This is a genomic window from Moorena sp. SIO3I6 (assembly GCF_010672095.1).
This window is the reverse complement of sequence record NZ_JAAHHU010000039.1, coordinates 1-24543: the sequence shown is the minus strand read 5'-3', so window position 1 is coordinate 24543 and position 24543 is coordinate 1. Positions and strand designations below refer to the sequence as shown.

The 24543-nt window shown below is 45.3% G+C and carries 20 protein-coding genes and 1 pseudogene; 11 read left to right on the top strand and 10 right to left on the bottom strand.

All coding sequences use genetic code 11. From position 1 onward, the window contains the following. The first annotated feature begins 90 nt into the window (after positions 1-90). From F6K49_RS14035 to F6K49_RS14025, 3 genes are all read left to right on the top strand, one after another. Complete coding sequence (locus F6K49_RS14035; RefSeq protein WP_293097487.1) at positions 91-735, top strand: class I SAM-dependent methyltransferase; 645 nt, start codon at positions 91-93, stop codon at positions 733-735. Positions 736-750: 15 nt separating this feature from the next. Next, positions 751-2604 (top strand): KR domain-containing protein, encoded by a 1854-nt coding sequence (locus tag F6K49_RS14030; protein WP_293097511.1) that lies wholly within the window; start codon positions 751-753, stop codon positions 2602-2604. 153 nt (positions 2605-2757) lie between these two features. Continuing rightward, positions 2758-4143, top strand: coding sequence for a condensation domain-containing protein (locus tag F6K49_RS14025; protein ID WP_293097484.1), 1386 nt, complete (start codon positions 2758-2760; stop codon positions 4141-4143). A gap of 127 nt (positions 4144-4270) precedes the next feature. Here F6K49_RS14025 and F6K49_RS14020 read toward each other — a convergent pair whose 3' ends face one another. The 3 genes from F6K49_RS14020 to F6K49_RS14010 all read right to left on the bottom strand — a co-directional run bounded on the left by F6K49_RS14020 (position 4271) and on the right by F6K49_RS14010 (position 6652). Beyond that, positions 4271-4897 (bottom strand): hypothetical protein, encoded by a 627-nt coding sequence (locus F6K49_RS14020; RefSeq protein ID WP_293017300.1) that lies wholly within the window; start codon positions 4895-4897, stop codon positions 4271-4273. 78 nt (positions 4898-4975) lie between these two features. Beyond that, complete coding sequence (locus F6K49_RS14015; protein WP_293017299.1) at positions 4976-5584, bottom strand: MFS transporter; 609 nt, start codon at positions 5582-5584, stop codon at positions 4976-4978. A 636-nt stretch (positions 5585-6220) separates the two neighbouring features. Next, complete coding sequence (locus F6K49_RS14010; RefSeq protein WP_293017298.1) at positions 6221-6652, bottom strand: RidA family protein; 432 nt, start codon at positions 6650-6652, stop codon at positions 6221-6223. A 400-nt stretch (positions 6653-7052) separates the two neighbouring features. On the opposite strand from F6K49_RS14010, the gene F6K49_RS14005 reads away from it, so the two are divergent. Further along, a complete protein-coding gene (locus tag F6K49_RS14005) occupies positions 7053-8387 on the top strand; it encodes a glutamine synthetase family protein (protein ID WP_293017297.1) in 1335 nt (444 codons plus the stop codon). 378 nt (positions 8388-8765) lie between these two features. Here the strand turns inward: F6K49_RS14005 and F6K49_RS14000 are convergent, their stop codons facing one another. Further along, a complete protein-coding gene (locus F6K49_RS14000; protein ID WP_293083496.1) occupies positions 8766-10664 on the bottom strand; it encodes a tetratricopeptide repeat protein in 1899 nt (632 codons plus the stop codon). A gap of 268 nt (positions 10665-10932) precedes the next feature. Here F6K49_RS14000 and F6K49_RS13995 point away from each other — a divergent pair, with 268 nt between their 5' ends. From F6K49_RS13995 to F6K49_RS13975, 6 genes and pseudogenes are all read left to right on the top strand, one after another. After that, positions 10933-11574 (top strand): hypothetical protein, encoded by a 642-nt coding sequence (locus F6K49_RS13995; RefSeq protein WP_293069240.1) that lies wholly within the window; start codon positions 10933-10935, stop codon positions 11572-11574. After that, positions 11575-12063 (top strand): amidohydrolase family protein, encoded by a 489-nt coding sequence (locus tag F6K49_RS13990; RefSeq protein WP_293097508.1) that lies wholly within the window; start codon positions 11575-11577, stop codon positions 12061-12063. A 496-nt stretch (positions 12064-12559) separates the two neighbouring features. Next, positions 12560-12868 (top strand): annotated as a pseudogene (locus F6K49_RS53355) (anhydro-N-acetylmuramic acid kinase); the annotation flags it as partial. 54 nt (positions 12869-12922) lie between these two features. Further along, positions 12923-14305 carry an anhydro-N-acetylmuramic acid kinase gene (locus F6K49_RS13985; protein ID WP_366514180.1) on the top strand — a complete coding sequence of 461 codons (1383 nt, stop codon included), beginning with the start codon at positions 12923-12925 and terminating at the stop codon, positions 14303-14305. A gap of 271 nt (positions 14306-14576) precedes the next feature. Then, a complete protein-coding gene (locus F6K49_RS13980) occupies positions 14577-15023 on the top strand; it encodes a hypothetical protein (RefSeq protein ID WP_293017293.1) in 447 nt (148 codons plus the stop codon). Between the two features lie 248 nt (positions 15024-15271). Beyond that, a complete protein-coding gene (locus F6K49_RS13975; protein WP_293017292.1) occupies positions 15272-16804 on the top strand; it encodes a serine/threonine-protein kinase in 1533 nt (510 codons plus the stop codon). A 290-nt stretch (positions 16805-17094) separates the two neighbouring features. Here the strand turns inward: F6K49_RS13975 and F6K49_RS13970 are convergent, their stop codons facing one another. From F6K49_RS13970 to F6K49_RS13950, 5 genes are all read right to left on the bottom strand, one after another. Beyond that, positions 17095-17913 (bottom strand): tetratricopeptide repeat protein, encoded by an 819-nt coding sequence (locus F6K49_RS13970; protein WP_293017291.1) that lies wholly within the window; start codon positions 17911-17913, stop codon positions 17095-17097. 242 nt (positions 17914-18155) lie between these two features. Beyond that, a complete protein-coding gene (pntB, locus tag F6K49_RS13965; RefSeq protein ID WP_293069238.1) occupies positions 18156-19619 on the bottom strand; it encodes a Re/Si-specific NAD(P)(+) transhydrogenase subunit beta in 1464 nt (487 codons plus the stop codon). A 63-nt stretch (positions 19620-19682) separates the two neighbouring features. Further along, positions 19683-19880 carry a hypothetical protein gene (locus F6K49_RS13960; RefSeq protein ID WP_293097472.1) on the bottom strand — a complete coding sequence of 66 codons (198 nt, stop codon included), beginning with the start codon at positions 19878-19880 and terminating at the stop codon, positions 19683-19685. Between the two features lie 166 nt (positions 19881-20046). Beyond that, positions 20047-21612: a Re/Si-specific NAD(P)(+) transhydrogenase subunit alpha gene (gene pntA, locus F6K49_RS13955; protein ID WP_293097505.1), complete on the bottom strand. Its 1566-nt coding sequence runs from the start codon at positions 21610-21612 to the stop codon at positions 20047-20049. 56 nt (positions 21613-21668) lie between these two features. After that, a complete protein-coding gene (locus F6K49_RS13950; RefSeq protein ID WP_229423957.1) occupies positions 21669-21806 on the bottom strand; it encodes a hypothetical protein in 138 nt (45 codons plus the stop codon). A 1013-nt stretch (positions 21807-22819) separates the two neighbouring features. Here F6K49_RS13950 and F6K49_RS13945 point away from each other — a divergent pair. Next, entirely contained in the window at positions 22820-23353 is a 534-nt protein-coding gene (locus F6K49_RS13945; protein ID WP_293097466.1) for a DUF2808 domain-containing protein, read from the top strand. 253 nt (positions 23354-23606) lie between these two features. Here the strand turns inward: F6K49_RS13945 and F6K49_RS13940 are convergent, their stop codons facing one another. After that, a complete protein-coding gene (locus F6K49_RS13940; RefSeq protein WP_293097459.1) occupies positions 23607-23849 on the bottom strand; it encodes a hypothetical protein in 243 nt (80 codons plus the stop codon). Positions 23850-24543 lie beyond the last annotated feature (694 nt).

Sequence of the window (24543 nt, the reverse complement as noted above, 5' to 3'; positions counted from 1 at the left end):
AATCTGAGTCCTATACTTGAATATTACTCTAGCGCTAGCAAAATGTCAATGTCCATTTTATGGTATTAAATACCGATTTATACCTATTTTTTGGGGTTTAATTGCGAGGCTACGGATATCAGTCCTACCTTCGTAGAACAGCTCAAACAACGCAGCCAAGAATGGGGATTTGATTTCATCGAAACTAAGGTGTTTGATATTTCTGACAATCCTCTGGATTGGGGCTTTAAATTAGGTCATTTTGACATAATTTTGGCCCTCAATGTGGTTCATGCAACCCCTCAGATTGAGAGTACCCTCTTCAATCTCCAGTCCCTCCTGGTTCCTAGTGGAACCCTCGTACTAGTGGAGGCCACTCACACCCCACCTTGGGTAGATATGGTTTGGGGTTTGTCCAAAGGCTGGTGGCAGTTTGAAGATCGGCATCTTCGTCAGCGTTCGCCTCTCTTAAGCCAATCCACTTGGGAAACTCTTTTGAGGGAGCAAGGATTCGCTCTGGTGGAAAGCTTACCTCAAGATTCCAAGAACCAAGCCGCAACGGATACAGCCCTGATTATAGCCCAGTTTCCGGCGCGAGCTGGGGAAGCTTGGGATAGGGAGGCAGATCCAGAAGAAATTACCCGCCATCGCATACGTCGCCTTCTGGAGATCGAGCAGCTTGGAGGCCAGGTGCAGGTTTTGACCGCCGATATCGGCGATCGCGATGCTCTCCAAACCCAAATTGCCACAGTTTAAACTCACTTCGGGGCCATCAATGGAGTCATCAATTGCGCTATGGTTCTGGACGATGGCTTGATGCAGCTGGAAACCCCGGAAAAGACCCATCGGGTGTTTCAACCTAAGGTATGGGGAACTCAGTTTCTGTTTGAATTGACCGATAATCCCCAGCGAGATTTCTTCGTCATGAGTTCTTCTCTTGCTTCTACCATTGGGCTTTATGCGCAAGCAGACTACTGTGCAGCTAATGCTTTTCAGGATGTTTTTGCCCATCGAATGAACTCACAGAGCGATACCTTTGTTTGTTCTATAAACTGGGGGATTTGGAGCGAAGCGGGGGCTGCCATGCGTCTGCTGATGGATTCGAGCATTGCGGCAGCTCGCCAAACCTGGGTTAACCATCCCCTCTTTGAATATTGCGTAGATGCTGGACCGGGGCGAAGAGTATATCATGCTCGGCTTTCCACCCAACGCCATTGGATTGTGGCCGAACACCGATTGCGCGATCGCCCCCTAGTGCCGGGTACCGGTTTTCTGGAGCTTGCTCGGGCAGCTTATCAGGATTGGCAACCCTGCACCAGCGTGGAGCTGCGGGGGGTTTATTTCCTGGAACCCCTATTAGTTCCCGAATCTACCCACAAGGAAGTAAGAATTGTCCTTGAAGAAAGGGAAACGGCTTGCGACTTCACTATCTTTAGTTTGGAGCCCGAGACAGGTTGGTATGAAAATGCTCGGGGAAATCTGGTTACCCTATTGCCAGAGGATAACAAAACCATAGCATATAATCTGGAAGCTTTAAAGCGGTCTCTTACTCAGGAGCGGCCCAGAGAGATGGGAGTTGCGGCAAGCATAAAGGAACTAAAATGTTTTGGTGATGTTTGTGTGGGTCCGCGTTGGTACAAATCAATGTCGAATATCTTTGTTGGGCAGAACCAAGCCTTGACAGAAGTTATCTTGCCCGACGAATATAAAAAGGATTTGGAGCATTACCATCTCCATCCGGCCATGTTGGATTTGGCGACGAGCTTTGCTTCGACTCCTGAGGCTTTTTATTTGCCCTTTAGCTATAAGAAACTGCGACTCTATCACCCCCTGCCCCAGCAAATAACAGCCTATGCCCGTTATTTAGATAAGGGCCAATCGGGTGCGGCAACTCTCTCTGTGGACATTTTGTTGCTAGATTCTACGGGTGCGACTTGTGCCAGCATTGAAGGTTTTACCTTGAAGAAAGTGACCGCTGAAGTTTACGAGACTTCATCAAGTCCCGTTGCCCCTCCAGACCTTCATCCTGAGCTGCGTCAGGGGATGAGTGGAGTTGAAGGAGCTGAAGCCTTCCGACGCATCCTCAACCAATCCTTACCCCAGGTTCTAGTGTCTACCCAGGATTTTGCCGGGGTTCGGGCCCGGAACGAAGCGAAGACAATGGTGCGTTTCAAGGAAAGCGCTTTGCCTGAACTGCGGGAATTTACGGCAGCCCAATGGCAATCTCACAGAGTGGAGGGAACTGAGACGGTCCAAGGTTCGTTTGAATCCCAACAAGGGATTTCAGCGGATACCGGAGCAAAAGTGGTTGAGATATTTTGTCAAGTGCTTGGGGTGAAGAATATTGGACTTGAGGACGACTTCTTCGAACTCAATGGTGATTCTTTGCAAGCAATTATGGTGACGTCCCGCATTCGAGATATTTTTGGTGTCGATTTGGGTCCCGATGCTCTGTTTGACTATTCCACAGCCGCAGAATTAGCGAAGGCCATTCAAACCCAGAATAAGCCCGTAATTGATCAACCTCCAAACCAGAGCCAGGATGTTGAGGAAATGTTTCTGCGTCAGCAGGTTTACAACCTCAGCGATGAGGAAGTGGAAGCCATGCTCGGTCGGTTGAGTTAGGGGAAGCGGTGGTAAGCTGTCAGGCTACCAACGTAACCAGGGACAAATTCGGCCTAGGGAATGGCCTCTATCCCTGTGGGCTGGAAGCCTTGCACCATTGGCTGTCCCGGCTTAAGTTGGTAGCCTTCAATTTAGATGCGTGTTAGCTTAATTATGGATGATAAAAGAGAACAGTTGCTCAAGTTATTGAAACGAGAACAGAAAAAGTTTTTGCCCCTTACTCCGGCACAGGAAAGATTATGGCGGATGGAACAGGGCTGCAAGGGGCGACCTGTATATATTATCCCTGGGGCGATTCGATTTCGTGGTGAACTGAATCTTGTGGCTTTTCGCCGTTCTTTGGATTATCTGGTGGAGCGACAGGAAGTTCTGAGGATAACTTTTACTGTGGTACAGCAGCAGGTTTTGCAGGTGCTCACTTCTATGAAGGCGGCGCTGACCGTTCTGGACTTGGAATCTTTTCCGCCTTCACAGCGCCAATCTTTGTCCCAAAATTATTTGGTACAGGAACTGGAAACTCCTTTTGATTTGTCCTGCGGTCCGTTATTTCGGACGCTATTATTGCGGCTATCTTCCCATGACTGGATTGTTTTATTCAATCTACATAACATTATTGTTGATGGGTGGTCCATGGGAATTTTTTACGAGGAGTTAAGTCAAGTTTATGATGCATTTTGTAAGGGGCTTCCAGCTCCTTTATCGCCATTGGGGCTGCGCTATCAGGACTTTGTTCGGGAACTGACCTCTGAGTTCAAGGGTACTCGTCTGGCTGAAGCTACAGCTTATTGGCGGCGGACGTTTCAGAATCTGCCTGATTTGACCTTGCCTCCTGTGCGGAATCGAGACCTTAACAACAGTCATAATGGAGGTAGCCTTGATGTTCGCATTGATAGGACTCAAACAATCGCTCTCCAAACCTTCGCCCAAAGCCAACGGGTAACGCTATTTATGGTGCTGTTAGCAGTATTTAGCATTTGTCTTCATCGTTATTTTCAAGTTGAGAAGCTGGTAATTGCCACACCAACAGCCAATCGGGATCGGAGCGACCTGGAGGGCTTGATGGGACTTTTAGTAAACGTTCTTGTACTCCCCATTGATTTGCGAGGAAACCCAACCTACCGCACTATTTTGTCCCGAATTCGAGCGGTGACTGTTCAAGCCTATGCCCACCCCCAGGTTCCTTTTAACCAACTGCTCCCCGATCTGCCGTTTCCAGAACCCGATGCCCGCAATCCCCTTGCCCACTTCCTGCTGGCGTACCACGGATTTAGCCTCAAACCCCTCGCCTTCCCCAATTTAGAGATGGAGTCATTGAAGTACCCCATCAAAACCAGTCGCTACGAACTAGGACTGCACCTCTGGGAAAATACCAAAACCCATCTCTCCTCAACATCAGCGGAGCATGGGGGACTGAGTGGAACCTTTTTTTACGGCAGTGCGCGTTTTGATTCGGTGATGGTCGAACAAATCATCAGCAAATTCCAGCAGGTACTCCAACAAATGATTGCTCAGCCAGATGCTTGTTTATCAGAAAAGTGAGGATTCGGGGCACTGGAGAGCATCCAGTTCAATGGAAGCTCGAAAGCTTTACACCGTCAGTTTGATACGATGGGGTAAAAATCATTCAAGCCTTTAATTGGTAAGGGATTGAGCTGATTCAAGTTAATTAGGCTGAACCAGTAGCGGATTCGGGGGTGGGGATCGCATCGGGAAGTTCATCTTCAATAAACCGCAATCGCGGATACTGATAAGCGCCAATGGTTATCATCACAATCAAGATCCCCACCACAATAAAAATCAAGTCAATACCTCGGCCAGTTCCAGTACCTATAATTTTACCGAGGCTATTGGCTAATTGTCCATTAACCGCCATAAGGGGTTCAAAGACAAGTTCGTCTAAAGGACCTGCTATAAGGGCGGCCAGAGGAATACAGGAACGGGCTACCATACGTCTTAGCGCAAATACCCTTCCCTGGAGTTCAGGGGGAACCTTTTGTTGCCAAATGACCTGACTGCAACTAAAGATAATTGGCGCACAGAAATAAAGCGCAAAATTCGCGATCGCCAGCAAAAGAATTGAACTATGGCATCCCGTTACAATTACAGATAAAGCGAGCGCCAAAAATAGCACGAACATAGTATCGATATATCGTTTTGTTCCCGACCAGACAATCAATGTCAAACTACCTAACACCATTCCCATTCCCCCAATGGATTCGATCCAACCAAAGGCGACCGTTGAGAACAAGGATAAAACTAGAGGCGCAAACAAAACTGCAATAAAGCCAATCAAAAAATTACAGGTGGCAAAAAAAACAAGCAGGCTTAATAACCCTGGTCGCATGGCTATATAATTCCAGCCATTAAAAAATTACCCAAGCAAAGCTTTAATGCTAATATTTAAACTCAAATCGACGTTCTTGGGTTCTGGAAAGCGAACCAGCAGCAACGTTAGCAAAGCAAAACTAAACGTAATCAAGTCAATGGCAATAATCCCCTGTAGTCCAATACTAACCAGCAATACCGCAGCTAATACAGGGCAAAACAGCTGTCCGATCGCTTCTGCTACCTGGGTCATACCGCTGGCTCGACTGAGCTGATCGTGGGGAACCAAAAGAGTTGTGGCTGCCGCATAGGCAGGCCACTGAAATGTATTGAGTACACAGTTTATTGCTGTTAAAAGGTAAACATAATAAATGCTCAAGCTGTTGTTTACAAGCAGAATTGCAATTCCTAAGGTACAAATACAATTACCAGAATCGCTGAGAATCATCACCCAACGGCGGGGCCAGCGATCTACAAGAGAGCCTGCTAGAGGAGTAATTACAATCAACGGAAGTGTATTGCATAGAGTGATTAGGGTAAACAATGTGACAGACTGCGTACTTTGATAAACCCAGACTCCTAAGGCGAAGCGCGTTAGCCCAGAGCCTATTAGGGAAACTAATTGCCCGAGCCAAATCAAAATGAAATATCTCATGGTTTCCATCCTGTGTATGGATTGTATTTTAATCCAGAATTGTTGATTGTTATAACCCACATTACCCACTTCCATATGTAGTATTAAGATTTACATAAATTAAAATAAGAATCATGAGCAAAAAAAAATCAACCATGGTTGATTTTTCGACACAAACTTACTCTTGTCATTTTTGATGTCAAAAATCGTACCTGTGATTTCCACCCCTTGAGGTTTAACGACTTCTTCTAATCCGTCAATTTATTTCTCTGAAAGCGCTCAGTCCACTTTCGCTAAGGGTGATGGGGTAGGCTCTGTAGTTAGAGAAAGAGATAGTTATGGGATCACTGCGACGGTTATAAATGTTAGGGTAATCCCAGTGATTTGGTATAAATTGTACTTGACAAAACTAAGTTTTTACAATTGCAATTCGGACTATAAAATCTCTCCATAATGAAGGAAACTGCATAGAGAATAGGGCTTGTCTGCAAAGTAAATTCTCCAAGGTATTTGGGTAGCGATCTCCCAGAGAGCTCGTTTCGCAAATGGGCATGATTATAGGCATGATTACTGAGCGATCGCCAAATTCCAAATTCAATATCGAATCGATTAGATAAATACCATTGATTTTTCTGTATAGATTAAGACAGACAAGCCCTAAATCACAGCAATACATTCAATCTCGACTAAAACATCCTTAGGTAGTCGGGAAACCTCAACACAGGCACGAGCTGGAGCCTCTTCCTCGTTAAAGTATTTGGCATAGATCTGATTTACTGTGGCAAAATCATTCATATCTGCCAGAAATACCGTGGTTTTGACTATGTCCGGGATTTTAGCTCCAGCAGCGACTAGGATAGCTTCAAGATTAGCCATTACCTGTTCTGTCTGCTTGGCGACATCATTACCACCAACAATCTCACCGGTGCTAGGGTCAAGGGGAATTTGACCAGCGACAAAAATCATTTGACCGCTGACTGCGATCGCTTGATTGTATGGTCCTACGGGTGCTGGGGCATTGGGGGTACGGATAATCTTTCGTGTCATAGTCTTCAGTCGTTCCAGGATGGACAAGTTGACACATTCCAAGATAGCAGTTTGAGCATTCCCATCTCAGCTTTATCCCTGACCGATACGTCTTGACCTTGGTAGTAAGGAGGTCAAGAATAGGGGGATGATGGGTAATAGTGGTATTAGTAGGATGAGGGGCAAGAAAGTGCTATGTCATCAATGCACCTCATTATCAGTAGTATCAGTAATCAGCACTAACGCACCAAGACCCTTCAAACCGGGTTTCTGGTTATAAATCAAAGGCTGATATCCAGTAATTATATTAAGAAACCGGGTTTATGCTTAAGTCCTGTAACCATTAACTAGTAACAATAGTAACCATTAATTATTAATTATTCTATACTGAGTCTAGATTTTGGAGAGGATATTTGCTACTAGTTAAAAACCACAAAAACTAATAACTTAAAAAAAATTTTTAATGAAAAATAAAATCCTGAACACTATAGATGAACTAGGTATTCGATTTGTGCGTATCCTCTGGTGCGACAATGCTAACATCATCCGTGGTAAAGCAGTCCACTGGAAAACCTTACCAGACTACCTCAAGCACGGTGTGGGCATTTCAGCAGCCCAGCAAGCTCTACCGGTGATGTATGATGTCCCAGTCCCAGGCAGTGGCTTGGGACCCATCGGTGAAATCCGCTTAGTACCGGATTGGGAAACCTTAACCCCCTTACCCTATGCTCCTGGTCATGCCCGTGTGTTTGGGGATATGGTCAACAATGGTAGCCCATGGCCGTATTGTCCCCGAAACTTCCTCAAAAGGATGGTAGCAGAAGCGGAAAGTGAGGGCTTACAAGTAGTTGCTGCATTTGAAAATGAGTTTTACCTGCTGCAGCCAACCCCTGAGGGTATTCTACCGGTAGACAATACCGTATTTGCCTCGACGCTGGCAATGGATCAACATCAGCAGGTGATTGACCACATTGCTGAAGCCTTGGTCGAGCAAGGCATGCCCGTAGAGCAGTATTACCCAGAATGTGGTCCTGGTCAACAGGAAATTTCTATACTATACACCCAAGCCCTACCAGCGGCAGATCAACAAATAGCCTTTCGGGAGACAGTAAAAGCGATCGCATTTCAACATCACCTGGTTGCCTCATTTCTGCCCAAAATCCTAGCTGACCAAGCTGGTAATGGTTGTCACCTCCACCTCAGCCTATGGCGGGATGGCAAAAACCTGTTACTCAATCCAGAAGGGGATGGGGGACTTTCCAAAGTCGCCTGTCAGTTTATTGCTGGAATTTTACACCATTTACCTGCTTTAATGGCACTAACCACACCCAGTACTAATTCTTATCGACGGATTCGCCCTCATTGTTGGAGTGGCGCGTTCCGTTGTTGGGGAATCGATAACCGAGAGGCTGCGGTCAGGGTACCGAGTAACCCAGACGGTGAGAGTCCAACCAATTTTGAACTGAAAACTGTTGATGCTTCTTCTAATCCTTATCTAGCCTTGGGAGCAGTAATTGCGGCTGGCTTGGATGGAATTCGTAACAGTTTGGAATTGGGAGAAGCCGTAGCGGTAGATCCAGGACATTTGACAGAATTAGAACGTAGTCAGAGGGGTATTGAGTTATTGCCAACTAATTTAGGGGAAGCGATTGGTAACTTAAGTGCTGATCAAGTACTTTTGGATGCCTTAGGAGTAGAATTGGCTCAAGCCTATCTAGCGGTAAGGAAAGCCGAGTGGGAGGCAATGAAAGATTTTGAGTTGGAGGAGGAAGTCGAGCTTTTATTAGAGCGATATTGAATCAATTGATATTGGTAAGCATTCAGCCGTCAGCTAATGCGCTACGCGCACGCTACACCGAACAGCTAGCAGAAGCTTAAAGCTGATAGCTGAATGCTTAGGCATACTTGTTTATATTTTAAATTAGAAAGGGGACGTGATAGGATAAAAAATCCCACTTGATCGTAAGCATTCAGCTATCAGCCGTCAGCCGTCAGCTTATTTTATTCACAAGCACCATTAGTAGCCTAAGCTATGGGCATAAACTGTTCGCGTAGCGTGGCCACAGACCTTTAGCTGTTCGGTGTAGCGTGGGCGTAGCCCATTAGCTGATACGCGACACGCTGATAGCTGACGGCTGAATGCTTACACTTGATCTAATCGCAACCGTCCCTATCTTTAATTGGCAAGAGGGTAACGTTTCACTTTGTATGATGCCTGTTGTGTCCCCCTGATTCCGCTTATTCCTAACTCCAATTCACTCAGCTTTTTTTGTAAACCACAGTACTGAATTTCTGCAACACGTAGATTCTCGGCTGCAACTTGCTTTTTATCGTTTAATTGACGTAATTTTCCCTGAGATACATTTATTTTCTCTTCCAAACTGCGTATTTCTCCTCGAAGAGCAACGAAACGTTCTTGTGATGTCTGTACTTCAGTGCGGAAAGTGTTTCGTTGTTGTTGTAGGGTTTTGATTTCCCCTCGCACAGCCACTAGTTTCTGGTCTAAACCTCGTTGTTCACGGCGAGAGGCTTCTAGCCGTTCTTGGGAAGTTTTGATTTCCCCTCCCACAGCCACTAGTTTCTGGTCTAAACCTCGTTGTTCACGGCGAGAGGCTTCTAGCCGTTCTTGGGAAGTTTTGATTGCCCCTCCCACAGCCACTAGTTTCTGGTCTAAACCTCGTTGTTCACGGCGAGAGGCTTCTAGCCGTTCTTGGGAAGTTTTGATTTCCCCTCGCATACCCACTAGTTTCTGGTCTAAGCCTCGTTGTTCACGGCGAGAGGCTTCTAGCCGTTCTTGGGAAGTTTTGATTTCCCCTCGCATACCCACTAGTTTCTGGTCTAAACTTTGGCGTTCTGCCTTGAAGGATTTAAACCGTTCTTGGGTAGTTTTAATTTCGCCTCTGAGAGCCACTAACTGTTGCTGAGATTGACGCACTTTTACTTGAGAGGATTCTAGTTGTGACTGTGCGGTTTTAATTTTGCCTCTGAAAGCGACTAACTGCTGCTGAGATTGACGCACTTGGGCTTGAGAAGATTCTAGTTGTGACTGTGCGGTTTTAATTTTGTCTCTGAGAGCCACTAACTGCTGCTGAGATTGACGCACTTGGGCTTGAGAAGATTCAAGCTGTGCTGTTGCTGCCTGGGTTTCACTGCTAAGGAGAAGGAGTTTTTCTTCAGCCGTGCTGATCTCAGTGCGAACCGCAACGAGTCTTTGCTGTGAGGTTTGTAACTCCCTTTGAGATTCTCCTGAAGTTTGTAAAACTGTCAGTAATCCAGCTACTTCCACATCGTCAGGCTCGTATTTTGCTGCTTTTTTAAAGGAAGCGATCGCATGTTCGTAGTGACCGATGCGATAGAGGGCAAATCCTCGCTGTTTCCAAGCCAAAGAGTTTCGAGCATCAAGTTGAATCGCCTTGTCAAAATCCGTGATTGCTTTTTCATATCGACCAAGTTTGTAAAAAGCCGTGCCTCGGTCAATCCAAATTGAAGCAGCCTTGGCATCCAGTTCCAGTACTTGGTTGTAGAATGCGATCGCCTCAGAATACCGTTTTAAATCATAAAGCAGCACACTGGCAATTTTTTTAGGAATAATTGTCTGTACCAACTGCTGTTCAAATTCTGATGTGGCTTGAATTGAAAGTGCTTGCTTCCAGGCAGTAATCACCGCATCGTATCGTTTGAGTTCATGGTTTGCCTTGCCTTTCTCAAACCACGCTAAAAGGTAATTGGGCTTAATTTTAATCGCTTGATCATAGGAAGCGATCGCGGCTTCGTACTTGCCCAAGCTACTCAACGTATCCCCTCGCCAATACCAAGCTAAGAAAGAGTCTGGCTGAAGTTTTACAATCTGCGACCGTATCGTTATCTCTTCACTATACTTACCAATTCCTCGTAACTGACTGGCTTGTTGCCACAACTCATTGATTATTCTCCCTTGTGCCACAAGTTTCTCTGTCGAGGCGTTACGGCGGTCAAAATCCATCTGAGCAACGACAGTTTGAGCATTACCACTAGCCATACTTGTCGTGAGCAAAGTAGCTAGGGATACTACTACTTTAAACGGGAAATTTTTCATCTTTGGTGGTTAAGCAGTATTCTAGTTGAATTAAAATTAGGGATTACTGTCATAATATTACCAGCAATCTTAGCAAAGACACAGTTACCAAATACACAGTTAGAGGTATCACCATCCAAATGGTTTACCCCACCAACAACTAAAGCGATCGCTACCAATCCTCCAAACAGACCCTAGGGGTCTTCGGGGACTTCCTGCCTTCGTAGTTCAATAAACTTTTTTTTACGTTAACTACCAGACAATTATCTCTAGCATCTAATAATGTGAAATGATTAAGCTGTGGACTATCACCGCTATTGACCAACACGCTCACAACCTGCTAACTCCTGAAGCTGCTGCGAATTATCCCTATCCTGCCTTCTTCAGTGAAGCCTATGACCCTGATATCATTAATCATCATGCCCGTCACAGCCTTTTCTACAAACGAAGCCTTCGGGATATTTCCCAACTCTTAGAGTGTGAACCAGAGGAAGAGGCAATTCTTAAACGTCGCCAGACATTGGGCTTGAAAAAACTCACCCAGGAGTGTTTTAAATCATCTCAACTAGAAGCAATTTTCTTAGATGATGGTTTGCTACCAAATAAAATTATTCCTAGAGAATGGCATGAACAATTTGTGGCAGTCAAGCACATCCTTCGTTTGGAATATCTAGCAGAAAATCTAATCGCTGAGATAGATGACTTTGCTACCTTCCTAGAAACTTTCCGCTACAACATTGACCCACCCCTACCAGAAGTGGTAGGCTTCAAGAGTGTTGCTGCCTATCGTACAGGTTTGGATATCCAAATGATACCACAGGAGGTAGCTCAGGAATGTTTTGATGCCTTCAAGCAAGAAGTCTTGAGGGGAAAACCCTTGCGGCTGGTAGATAAGCCTTTAATTGATTTTTTGATTACCCAAGCGCTATAAATTGCAGCTAAACATGGAATACCTGTGCAGTTTCATACAGGGTTTGGTGACCCAGATTTAGACTTACCGCTGGCTAATCCAGTTTATATGCGTTCGCTTTTGGAAGACCAACGCTTCCGTAACGCTCCGATTGTCCTACTGCATAGCTCTTATCCTTATACCCAAGAAGCCGGTTATCTAGCAGCCGTCTATCCTCAAGTATATTTAGATTTCGGGTTAGCGGTGCCTTTTTTAAGTGTAGCTGGGATGCGTAGCGTGGCGCAACAGTTATTGGAATTTGTCCCAACCAGTAAACTGATGTATTCTTCTGATGCTCACAATATCCCGGAATTATATTACTTGGGAGCCAAGTGGGCACGGATAGTATTGGCACAGGTTTTGGAGGGAGCGATTCAGGATGGGGATTTGACTGCTAAGGAGGCGGAGTCAGTTGCTATGGGGATTTTGTGTGATAATGCTCGTGTGCTTTATGGGGCTAATGGTTCTTGATGAAACTGCAAAAGCCCATAGACGCGCTAGCGCTTCGGTGCAGGGTAGGACGGGAATAGGAAAAGGACTATTTGAGTTTCTGTTTTCCGGATACAGTGGCAGAAATGGTGGAGTTAAAAGAAGTAGATGAAATTTAATTACCACCCTGAGCCGTTCCTTCGGGCTTAGGGTTTTTTTGCTGCACTTTCCGCCAAAATCCAACGATTACCCAAATCTTAAAATAGCTAAGCTAAAGTTATTATCAACTTATTTTGATTCCTGCGCTTAAAGTCTTAGGGGTTTTGTTATTGTTAGGTGGTAATATTAGAAATGAACAATAAATAGTTAGCGATAGACTAACTAAACATTAATTGCTAGTCAGTAGCTAACATAAGGCTAAAAATAAACCTGTTTTTATTTTCCCTCTCCTCCTATCCGTTACATCCGTTACCCATCAGTTGCAGTATTTATCCTATATTGGTACTTTTAGCTTACCTTAACCCAACACAATTTTAAGATGACCCGTGTAATTGGCTTAATGAGCGGTACATCTGTAGATGGCATCGATGCTGCACTAGTAGAGATTTCTGGCTCAGACTTAGATTTAAAGATTGAGCTACTGGCTGGTGCTACCTATGGCTACCCCACTGAACTCAGGGAGAAAATTCTAGCTGTCTGTACTGGCACTCCCCTATCCATGGCCGAATTGGCAGCATTGGATGATGCGATCGCATTTCAATTTGCCCAAGCAGCATTGGCAATTGGGACTGGGTTACCCCCCGCTGAGTTAATTGGTTCCCATGGTCAAACAGTATACCATCGACCATTAGGGGTCAAGGGTGTTCGCGTAGCGTGGCCTTTTGGCCAAGGTTTTTCCGAGTTGAAAGTTGACAGGTTGAATGTTGAAAGTTCTTCCGAGTTGAAAGTTGGCCGGTTGAATGTTGTTCGCGTTCGCGCAGCGGAGGCCGAAGGCCACGCTACGCGAACGGCTTTGCCGAAAGCGTGGCCTTTTGGCCAAGGTTTTCCAGACAACCTGCAACCTGATAACCTTCAAGCTGGTAACCTACCCTTCTCGAACGCCAAAGGCGAACAACCTGCAACGGAAACTAACCTTGGCCAAAAGGCCACGCTACGCGAACAACCTGATAACCTTCAACCTGCTAACCTTCAACCTGCTAACCTACCCTACGGGAACGCCAAAGGCGAACAACCTGATAACCTTCAACCTACTAACCTACCCTACGGGAACGCCAAAGGCGAACAACCTGCTAACCTTCAACCTGCTAACCTTCAACCTGCTAACCTACCCTACGGGAACGCCAAAGGCGAACAACCTGATAACCTTCAACCTGCTAACCTTGGCCAAAAGGCCACGCTACGCGAACAACCTACTAAGCTTCAACCTGCTAACCTTCAACCTCTAACGACTCTGGGATATAGCCTTCAACTGGGACGGGGAGAGGTGATTGCTGAGATTACCGGTATCAAGACCATCAGCAATTTCCGTGTGGCTGACATTGCTGCTGGGGGAGAAGGTGCGCCTCTGGTTCCTAAGATAGATGCCTGTTTGCTCCGGTCATCTACCCATAACCGATGTATCCAAAATATTGGTGGTATTGGTAATGTTACTTACTTGCCAGTTAGTGAAGGGAACTGGTTGGAACAGGTATATGGCTGGGATACTGGTCCGGGGAATGCCCTGTTAGATCTGGCTGTCGAGTATTTTACCAACGGTAGAAAAACCTATGATTACAATGGAGAGTGGGCAGCAAGTGGCACTCCCTGTGAGGCTCTCGTCGAACAGTGGCTTGCTCAAGAGTTCTTCAATATACCGCCCCCAAAATCTACCGGACGAGAGTTGTTTAGTCGAGATTATCTCAAGCAGTGTTTGGTAGAAAGTGAAGCCTATAACCTTGCTCCTGCTGATTTCCTGGCAACACTCACAGAACTCACTGTTGCCTCTATTGTTGAGAGCTATCGCAACTTCTTGCCTCAAATGCCAGATCAAGTACTATTGTGTGGTGGAGGGGCAAGCAATTTATACTTGAAGCAACGGTTGCAAATTAGACTAGATTCGGTGCCAGTATTAACCACTGACCAGGTTGGGTTAAGTCGGGATTTTAAAGAAGCGATCGCATTTGCTGTTTTGGCTCATTGGCGTAACCTGGGTATTCCCGGCAATCTCCCTCAAGTAACCGGTGCTTCAGAGGCTGTATGTCTAGGAAACCTGTATTCTCCGAGATCGCAACACCACTCATCCTAAAACTGGGTATTTTAGGGTTCCTATGCGTTGTCAAATGCAGTTAATAAGCTGCTCTTGCCATATCAGCTTAGAATCCCCGTTGGCTGAGACTGTGGGAGAGTTCAACTAGTTTGTCTGTTACTCCGTAGGAGTCGGGCTACTCCCGGAAGTTTGCCAATGGTATAACCTGAGGGGGTAAACCCCACAACCTTAAGGATAGCAGCTAGAATGAGTGGGGAACGATGAGAGGGCTTGTAGCAGTAATATTCAGTAACAGATAAAGAGTAACACCGTGGCTCACACCTTTTTATTGGAGGCAGGATGCTGGAGACTTCGGGGCAATTGGCTGGAACGCAATGGAAAATTAATTGTAGTCAGAGGTGGGACGATGGTTACCTGGAGTCGGGAAAACTGGTTTACCATGGTCACAAGACTGGTTTTTCCCAATCGTGAACGGGAGGATATCTCTTGCCAGTATCTAGGGCGTCTCGATACTGGCGACCAGAAGTATACCTTTGTCTTACAGCATAGCCTCCTAGGTCGTGTCGAGGGAGAAGGCTGGGTGGCTCGAGAATCCATTGTGCAACGGTATTGGGTATTAGGGGATCCCCAACGACGCAGTGGTTTTGAAACCCGGTATCAACGTAATGAAAATATATACTACCTCTCCAGTAGCATTATGGCAGGTCATTATCTCAGTAGCACAATGGAAGCAACTTTGGAACGTCAGCCACAATAGAAGTATTCTGGAATTAAGGGAGTTTTAATAGCAGTACACCTGTGACCGTTGCTATTTAGTTCATCTTCCTTAGTCCTTAGTCAGTTTAGTCCTTAGTCTTTAGTCCTTAGTTTTTTGTGATCCACATTAAGTCTGCTGGTATTTACAAAAGACCAATGACCAATGACCAATGACCAATGACCAATGAGCGATGACTAGAGACTAATGATTCATGAACACGTTATTTTCCAGATTTCACCAAGGAACTTATGATCACAGACCCTAACAAAGGTCGTCTACTCGCCAATCGCTATCAACTGGTCAAGTTGATCGGCAAAGGTGCTATGGGTCAAGTGTATCAAGCCAAAGATATGCTCCTCGGAGGTGTAACCGTTGCTGTCAAGTTTCTCTCCCATACATTATTGAACCAAAAAATGCGCGATCGCTTTGAGCGGGAAGCAACGATTTGCGCTTTGCTTGGTGAGAAAAGCAATCACATCGTGCGAGTTAGGGACTATGGCATAGATGAAAACGATATTTCCTTCTACGTCATGGAATACTTGGCAGGGGGAAATTTAAGCGCAATAATTCACACTAAAACCCTATCCTTACCCCGATTTTTGCATATTGCCCGTCAAATTTGTCTGGGATTACAATGTGCTCACCAAGGCATTGTATTTAAAGGCACACTCACTCCAATTGTGCATCGTGATATTAAACCCAGTAACATTATCGTTGTCGAAGATTCCTCCTTCGGTGAACTGATCAAAATCCTTGACTTTGGCATTGCTAAGCTTCTTCAGTTTGATGGTGCTCAAACCCATTCTTTTATGGGTACCCTAGCCTATTGTTCACCGGAACAAATGGAGGGAAAGGAACTGGATAAACGCTCTGATATCTATAGTCTAGGGGTGATGATGTTTGAGATGTTAACTGGTCACATGCCCATTCTTCCAGAAGATCATTCCTTTGGTAGTTGGTACAAAGCTCATCACTTCAGCCCACCTAAATCATTTGCATCGATTAACCCCAAGCTAAAGCTGCCGAAGTCCCTAGAGAAGCTAATCATGACCTGTATAGCGAAAGAGGTATCTGATCGTCCTCAAAATGTCGGGATTATCCTACGAACATTGGATTCATTAAACGAAGGTCATGATCGCGGTCGCTATCTGGGTCATCGGATTCAAACAATACTATCCGAGAAGCCTCTGAGTAAGGTAACACAAATACTTCCCGTATCAGGGAATGATATTTGTCGGCAAACCTCCTGGCCCGATGACAAGCCTAAAGCATCTATTGTCTTTTCTAAGATAATTCGTACCACAAGCCAAACCTTTCCTACCCTCTGGGTGATGCTGACTAAAGAAGAGATTGAGAACCGTCAGGTTAGTACACGCTACAACCAATTCTTGTATCTTATTCTACCTCATCCAATGGTGCTATGGATTACCGCAGTGCATAATCGCTACCACGGTGCTTGTTGGCTTCCTTGCTACTTAGACCTCAAAACAAATCAGGGTCAGAACATAATCAGACTTTTGGGAGATACTGGATATTACAGTATTTTGTTTTTTGATCAATCAAAACCAGAAAAGTGTGCTAATGTCATGACCTCAACCATTGCTCCTGCCCAACGCCAGCTATTCATTGATTGGGCGAATTCGTCTAAGACAATAAACTCAACTAATCAAGCAATGTTGAGCAAACGCATACTTAAGCAAGAGTTTCAAAAGCTGAAGCCAAAGATTTTGATGAAGTTAGAAGCTGCTCATACAGATTACCCTACTGATATTTCAGGTTAAAACAAGTTACATGCAACCAGTTACTGGTAACTGGTTACTTGATAAGAGATTTATTTTTTTTATTGGTTCTTCAGTACCTTTTATGCTAAAGTTCCAGTTAAAAAAACTCATAAAGCTTACTGTACAAGGAAAATTATGCTATTCAACTAACAAAAGTTACTGAATACAGCCTCTTCCCACTGTTCCCTATTCCCTGTTCCCTGTTCCCTATTACAGACTGTTTATTTAGCATAACAATTACGGAAGAGCATTCTTATTTTCGATTTTCCCTATTAAACCCTTAGCCAAAACTAATATAGGGATAGCATCAACTCCCGCTGATACTTTTTCGTCAGGGGATGGTCATTACCCAGCACATCAAACACCGCAATCATGGATTTTCTTGCACCATCATCTCTATAGTTACGATGTTTACTGACAATTTCTAAAAAGATTTTCAGGGCTGCTTCATAGTCTCCCTCTACAACTAACCGAGATGCCTGAGCAAATAACTGATCTAATTCACTTTCCCCAATAGGATTCGCCTGCTGCTTAAATTGAATCAATGCTCTGATTGCCTGAGCTCTGGGGAAATATTCTCGATCATTGTATTGAATGGTTTCTAAGAGTATGGTTGCCTCTTCTGGCTCATTAATGTGAACCAAAAAATTGGCCACTTCAATGACTAAACTTTGATTCTCTGGATACTTGGCAATTAGCTGTTCAAACAGCTGTTTGGCTCGGGATATATCCTCAGTTGCCATGGCAACCCGAGCTTCTTCTAGTCCAATGTCTAGCTCAGACTTCAGATTTAACCTAGCTAACATTTCCCGCAACTGAATCTCTGGCAAAACCCCGACAAAACCAGGAATCATATCACCATTGGTGACAATTCGGACATCGGGTACTCCCTCAATTTGAAAGTTATTTGCTAAATCTTGGTTGCGGTCAATATCAACTTTGGCTAAAACAAAGTCGTATTCTTTAGCTAGTTTTTCTAAGGTTGGTTTTAGGAGTTGACAAGGGCCACACCACGTAGCAAAGAAGTCTACTAATACAGGCTTCTCAAAAGACTTTTCTAAAACTTCAGTGGCGTAGTTGCTGCTAGTAACGTCTACAGAAAAACCCATATCAATTATTTCCGTTATCTTGCTGTTGAAATCAAAGATAAAATGTAAGCATATGCGCTACGCGCAGGCTACGCCAACAGCTAATGCTTACGAAGATAGGGAAGAGGAAGAAGAAGGAGGAGAGAATCGCAGGGAATTTTTACCATAAAATATCCCCTTTCCACACTCCTACCTTCCGCCACACTCGACATCAAGTCAAGGTTTGAGCCTTAACGAGGGTGTCATTCCCCTCTAACCCTTACTCAGCCCGCAGAGGATGTAGCTAAGACTTTTCCTGAGCTAGATGCTGCACTGTCCCGGCTAGATTCTACGAGCTTGCCTAGGATAGCGCTAACGTTAGTCTTGGCATCACCGAAGAGCATATTGGTGTTTTCTTTGAAGAACAGGGGATTGCCAACGCCAGCATAGCCACTGGACATTCCCCGTTTCATCACCACAACTGTACCAGCTTTCCAAACCTCTAAGACTGGCATCCCAGCAATTGGGCTACTGGGGTCTTCCATGGCACTAGGGTTAACGGTATCATTAGCACCAATCACGAGTACTACATCGGTTTCTGGGAAGTCCTCGTTAATCTCATCCATTTCTAGAACGATATCATAAGGCACATTTGCCTCAGCTAGCAGCACGTTCATGTGTCCTGGTAGTCGTCCAGCAACTGGATGAATGCCAAAGCGAACATTGATACCAGCATTCCTCAAAATCTTGGTAATATCGGACACCGGATGCTGAGCCTGAGCTACTGCCATGCCGTAACCGGGAACAATCATAACACTCTTGGCCCCTTGTAGCAGCTCTACGGTATCTTCTACTGTGGTCTCGGTGACTTGACCTTCCGGCTGATCACCACCTTTAGCTTTAGCTGTAGTTCCTGCACCTTCGCCGAAGCCTCCTAAAATCACGCTGATGAAGGAGCGGTTCATGGCTCGGCACATGATGTAACTGAGGATAGCACCACTACTACCTACTAGGGCACCAGTGATAATTAACAGGTCATTGGACAGCATAAAGCCTGCTGCTGCAGCGGCCCATCCGGAATAACTATTGAGCATGGAGATGACCACTGGCATATCAGCACCCCCAATAGCAGCTACCAGGTGGATGCCTAACACTGATGCGATCGCAGCCATAATCAACAAGGGTTGCAGACCAGCCGTCCCCTCTGCTGTCATGAACTGGTAACCCAGCCCGATTACAGCCCCAAGCATAGCCAGATTGAGTAGGTGGCGTGCTGGTAACATTAGGGGTTTGCTGCTGATGATAGCTCGTAGTTTACCAAAGGCTATCACTGAACCGGTGAAGGTAATTGCCGCAATGAACACACCAATATAAATTTCTAACTGGTGAATAGTTACTTCTGCACCCGTTAGGGATTCCCCCCCTTGCAGGTAATTGGCAATACCCACCAGTACAGCTGCAAGACCGACAAAACTATGGAGAATTGCTACCAGTTCTGGCATGGAGGTCATGGCTACCCGAGATGCCACGATCGCACCAATGATCACTCCTGGTAGAATCATCCCTCCCAGAGTGAGGTATGCCGTTACATTGCTACTTAGGGCAGTCGCAACAAAAGCAATCAGCATTCCAAGAATCCCGTAAATATTACCTTTACGGGCGCTTTCCTGGTTAGATAATCCCCCCAGGCTGAGAATGAATAAAGCACTAGCTGCAATATAGGCAACTGTCAACAGATTATTTGACATAGTCTCCTTAGTTTTATGGTGTTCAACGTTAAGGTTGAAGGTTAGTTGGTTGAATGTTTAAGGTTAGTTGGTTGAATGTTGAATGTTGAATGTTGAATGTTGAATGTTGAATGTTGAATGTTGAATGTTGAATGTTGAATGTTGAATGTTCGCGTAGCGTGGCCAATAGGCCAAGGTTAGTTGGTTGTTGGCCTTTGGCGTTCGGTGTAGGGTAGGTGGTTTGGTTGTTGGCCTTTGGCCTTCGGTGAAGGGTAGGTTCATAAGATAACCTGTAACCTTCAAACCTTCAAACCTTCAACCTTCAACCTGTAACCTTCAAACCTTCAAACCTTCAACCTTCAACCTTCAAACCTTCAACCTTCAAAGCTTCAAACCTTCAAACCTTCAACCTTCAAACCTTCAACCTTCAAACCTTCAAGGGTCTAACCTATTTCTGAAACATCTTGAGCATGCGTTGGGTTACTAGGAAGCCACCGGAGATGTTGATGGTTCCAACTAAAATTGCGATCGCACCCAGAATAGTAGTAGGTGAGGTGGCTGCGCCGGAAATTTGCAGCATTCCACCAATGATGATGATGCCGCTAATGGCATTAGTAACACTCATCAACGGAGTGTGCAGGGCTGGTTTTACGTTCCAGATCACTTGCCAGCCTACGAAGCAGGCCAGGATAAATACCGTGAAGTGGGAGAGGAAAGAAGGTGGTGCTCCGATTCCCAAGCCAACTAAGGCGAGTCCCACTAACACTGGCCAGAGCAAGCCCATGATACCCTTTGATTTCTTAGTCTCTGGCACAGACTCCTCTTTAGTTACCGCAGTCTGGGGTTCCGGTGCGGGTTTGGGAGGTGCTGGAGGTGTAGGCCGCTTGGGTGGGGGCCAGGTTACATCCCCAGCGTTTAGCACTAAGGCTCCCCGAACCACTTCATCCTCCATATCGACACGGTAATTTTCACTACCACCCATGTCCTTGAGGAGATGACAAAGGTTGGTGCCATAGAGTTGGCTAGATTGAGTAGCCATACGGCTGGGTAGGTCAGTTAAACCAATGATGGTCACACCTTTGTATTTGTAGACCTCATTGGCTTTGCTAACTTCACAGTTACCCCCTTGCTCAGCTGCCATATCTACGACCACTGAGCCTTCTTTCATACTCGCTACCATTTCTTCAGTGATCAGCAGCGGTGCTTTTTTACCGGGGATCAGGGCAGTGGTGATGATGATGTCCACTTCTTTAGCCTGTGCAGCGAACAATGCCATCTCCGCCTCGATGAACTCTTTACTCATCACCTTGGCATAGCCCCCAGATCCTGTACCGTCTTCTTTGAAGTCCAGTTCCAGGAACTCTCCCCCCATGCTTTCCACTTGTTCCTTAACCACGGGGCGGGTATCGAAGGCGCGCACAACAGCACCCAGACCTTTAGCGGTACCAATAGCAGCTAGTCCAGCTACCCCAGCACCAATCACCAACACTTTAGCTGGGGGAACTTTCCCTGCTGCAGTAATTTGCCCAGTAAAGAAGCGACCAAAGTTATTGGCTGCCTCAATCACAGCCCGGTAACCAGCAATATTGGCCATAGAACTGAGGGCATCCATCTTTTGCGCCCTCGTGATCCGGGGTACCGCATCCATAGCCAACACTGTAGCCTTACGGCTTGACAGTTGTTCCAGCAGTTCTTGGTTTTGGGCTGGCCAGATAAAGCTGATTAAAGTGCCATTTTCCGATAGCAACTCAGACTCATGCTTGTTTAGAGTTGGATGCATCTCAGGGGGACGCACTTTTAAGACAATATCTGCCTCTGACCAAAGGCTGTTCGCATCAGGGATGATTTGGCATTCTGCTTGTTCGTAAGCATTGTCAGGAAAATTAGCTGTCTCTCCTGCTCCCGATTCAATCAGCACATCAAAGCCAAGTTTCTGGAGCACCTTCGCTGTATCCGGTGTAGCAGCTACCCGGCATTCACCTGGGTAAATTTCTTTCGGGATACCAACCTTCATGCGAGTTTTGGTTGGCTGTAAATCTGACGTTTCAGCCTCTTTGGGAATGGCTAGGGTCATTGACTCTCCTTCAGTTGTCTAAATGGAATAACGACGGAAAATTCATTGATCACTAAGGTGGGTCTAGAGGCATCAGGCAAAGGATGTCCAGACCAGCCACTTTCAGGGGCTAAGGCCACCGTATCTCCTAACATAGCTTTTGGTCATGGGTGACAAATACTCCTTAGGTGAGGACAACAAGAATCAGGAAAACTGACGATAATAACTGTTTTCCGTAACTATTTTCGGTAAATAGAATCAGGTAACAACTTCTTTGAAAAATGTTGTCCCTTGTTGACAATCTATCCTTCTATTTCTTTTGATTTCGAGTGGTTTTTAGCAACTGGTAGCTTCTTCTTGCTGGGGGATGTTCACCCTGTTTAGAGGATTCCCAAGTTCAACTAGAACGGGATCAGTTTGCTCCCTGACACCGCCAATGCTTTTAAGCCTGGGCGATTAACTCACTTATGATCAGCTGACTGGCTTCCCATCTGTGCTACTTGTCCTTGTATGCTACTTGTCGTGGTATCCAACACCAGGCATGGCCTCTTGCTGAATTTGAACTGCTGGCATCAATTTCTCTATATAAATTTCTCTGACTGTTCAAATACATGTTTCCCCATAACCGGATCTCTTTTTGGATCCTATGGTGATCTGCCAAAAGAGAGGATTATTTTTAACTTGTTTTAGGAATTGTGCTGTTGCACTCAGTTGTCGTAGGTAATCTTTACTAGTCAGATCGATTTATAGGTGATGGGGTAATAGGGTGTAGTGAGTGATTAAGGTGTAGCGATAGGGTTTGAAATTGGTATTAGGGTAAGCTATCAGCTATCAGCGATTAGCGCTACGCGCACGCTACTTGAGGTGCTATCAGCTATCAGCTATCAGCGATTAGCGCTACGCGCACGCTACTTGAGGTGCTATCAGCTATCAGCTGTGGGCCTGTGGCCAAGCTACACCGAACAGCTTTTGAATAAAATAAGCTGACCGCTGACCGCTGACCGCTGACCACTGACCACTGACTGCTGACCGCTGACCGCTGAATGCTTACGTATTAGGGATATATTGCGTATATATATATATTTTTTTTTGCGTATATATATATAAGTAGTACAGTGAAAAAACAAATAACTGTTAATTGTCAGCTCAAGTCAGCAGCATTAGATTTATGCTATCCACACAATCTTCCATCAAACGTCTGATTTCCGCGATCGCATTAGCTGGTTGTGTCTTGACCGGGCTATCGGTTCGGAGCTTAGCCCAGAGTAATCCCGGATTGGTACTCTGGAGTGGTGTTAAGCGGGAAAATATCCTGAGATATCACCTAGATTTTAACGGTGCCCCCAATTACTGGGATCGTTACCGCTTGAAGATTCCCAAGAAGAAACTGGAATTGGGAGTTGCTCAGTTTTCTATTTCTTATCCAGATTACTACGATGGTAAGTTCGACGTGGACAAAATTGAGGTGCGCGTTGACGGTAAATCCCTCCCGGTCTCTGAAGTAGTCTGGGACAAAGAGAATTATAGCCTTCAGATTTACATGGAAGAGCCAGTTCCAGCCAATGAAAATGTGGAATTAGTATTTTCCAATGTCAAAAACCCTGATGGGGGTACTTATTACTTCGTTTGTTATGTCTTAGCTGCTGGTGATATTCCACTACCCACTTATGTCGGTACCTGGATTGTGAGTATTGGTCGTTAATCTATTGTAGTTCTGAATTGGGTCAGGTAACTCGTCCTAGGTTTTAGGGAGCAGGGAACAGGGAGCAGGGAGTAGGGGAAAGAGTGTGGGTTTTCCGGTGTAGGGTAACCGTCACCCCGTCATAGCCTCTGCCCATCTCCCCAAAGCGCCCCGATTCAGAATTTAAATCGCTAACAGCTTATTCCCACTCCCCTCCTCACTACACCTGCCATACCCCCTTGTTGATTAGACCTCCCAGAAAAACTAGCGAAGTCTATTGATCGCTTGTCCTAATTTGATTTGTTTTTGATTTGTTTGTGATTTCCCTTTTGTCTACATCAGTCATGATTTCGAGTTCCTTGGGAGTAGCCTTTAGGTGAAAAAGGTAGCGACCGTTGATCATATAGATTGTGGTGATAGCTCCTATAGCAAAGATCAGGACTCCACAGAGCGGTAAAGTAATCTGCCAAACTGGGAAGTTGTGGTTACTTGGTTTTTTCTGGTGATTCTTTGACATAGTAATTGAGCAATCCAAGACGAGTGTTAAAATAGCGACGATTTCCTGTTGAGTACCTGCCTAGACGCTACAAACTATCCAGCAGGTTTTAACTCAGAGTAGAATTCCTACCCCAAAGAATTTTTGCGCAAAATTAGTACGCATGTTCTTTCAGCGCCTACTAGCAGCTTTAGAGTCTGATCGCCAGGCTATATATTAATGTGCCTTTTCAAGGATTCTGTGACATTGACTGGCTCATTCCTCTAGAGGTGCTGCTATTGAAAATTCAAGCACCCTGTTTTTTTTTTTGAAAATTTTTTCGGGAGGGTGTCACACTTTCTGACAGTTCTGCACATATATATAGAAGAGGCAATCTGATGATGATTTGCGTAGCAGCATATTCTGCTAAGCATAAAAAATATTTCGTCTCTTCAAGTAGTAAATAGCGCTAGCTTTTACTTGCAAAACAAACCCTAAAATAAGAGACAGTTTACCATGCAAAAAAAATAAAAATTTACAAAAGCTTACAGCAACTTATTATATAGCAATTCTAGGACTTGTGAGGTACAAATATCCGGGTTTTAGGGAGCAGGGAGCAGGGAGCAGGGAGCAGGGAGCAGGGAGCAGGGAGCAGGGAGCAGGGAGCAGGGAGCAGGGAGCAGGGAGCAGGGAGCAGGGAGCAGGGAGCAGGGAGCAGGGCAGAGGGAGAAGGGAG

Excerpts from the sequence above, each read along its gene's own strand:
- F6K49_RS14015 (WP_293017299.1), bottom strand. The coding sequence starts at position 5,584 with ATGAGATATTTCATTTTGATTTGGCTCGGGCAATTAGTTTCCCTAATA.
- F6K49_RS13950 (WP_229423957.1), bottom strand. The coding sequence starts at position 21,806 with ATGTTAGGAGATACGGTGGCCTTAGCCCCTGAAAGTGGCTGGTCTGGA.
- F6K49_RS14000 (WP_293083496.1), bottom strand. The coding sequence starts at position 10,664 with ATGAAAAATTTCCCGTTTAAAGTAGTAGTATCCCTAGCTACTTTGCTC.
- F6K49_RS13945 (WP_293097466.1), top strand. The coding sequence starts at position 22,820 with ATGCTATCCACACAATCTTCCATCAAACGTCTGATTTCCGCGATCGCA.
- F6K49_RS13960 (WP_293097472.1), bottom strand. The coding sequence starts at position 19,880 with ATGAACCTACCCTTCACCGAAGGCCAAAGGCCAACAACCAAACCACCT.
- F6K49_RS13975 (WP_293017292.1), top strand. The coding sequence starts at position 15,272 with ATGATCACAGACCCTAACAAAGGTCGTCTACTCGCCAATCGCTATCAA.
- pntB (WP_293069238.1), bottom strand. The coding sequence starts at position 19,619 with ATGTCAAATAATCTGTTGACAGTTGCCTATATTGCAGCTAGTGCTTTA.
- pntA (WP_293097505.1), bottom strand. The coding sequence starts at position 21,612 with ATGAAGGTTGGTATCCCGAAAGAAATTTACCCAGGTGAATGCCGGGTA.
- F6K49_RS13970 (WP_293017291.1), bottom strand. The coding sequence starts at position 17,913 with ATGGGTTTTTCTGTAGACGTTACTAGCAGCAACTACGCCACTGAAGTT.
- F6K49_RS13995 (WP_293069240.1), top strand. The coding sequence starts at position 10,933 with ATGATTAAGCTGTGGACTATCACCGCTATTGACCAACACGCTCACAAC.
- F6K49_RS13940 (WP_293097459.1), bottom strand. The coding sequence starts at position 23,849 with ATGTCAAAGAATCACCAGAAAAAACCAAGTAACCACAACTTCCCAGTT.
- F6K49_RS14025 (WP_293097484.1), top strand. The coding sequence starts at position 2,758 with ATGGATGATAAAAGAGAACAGTTGCTCAAGTTATTGAAACGAGAACAG.
- F6K49_RS14005 (WP_293017297.1), top strand. The coding sequence starts at position 7,053 with ATGAAAAATAAAATCCTGAACACTATAGATGAACTAGGTATTCGATTT.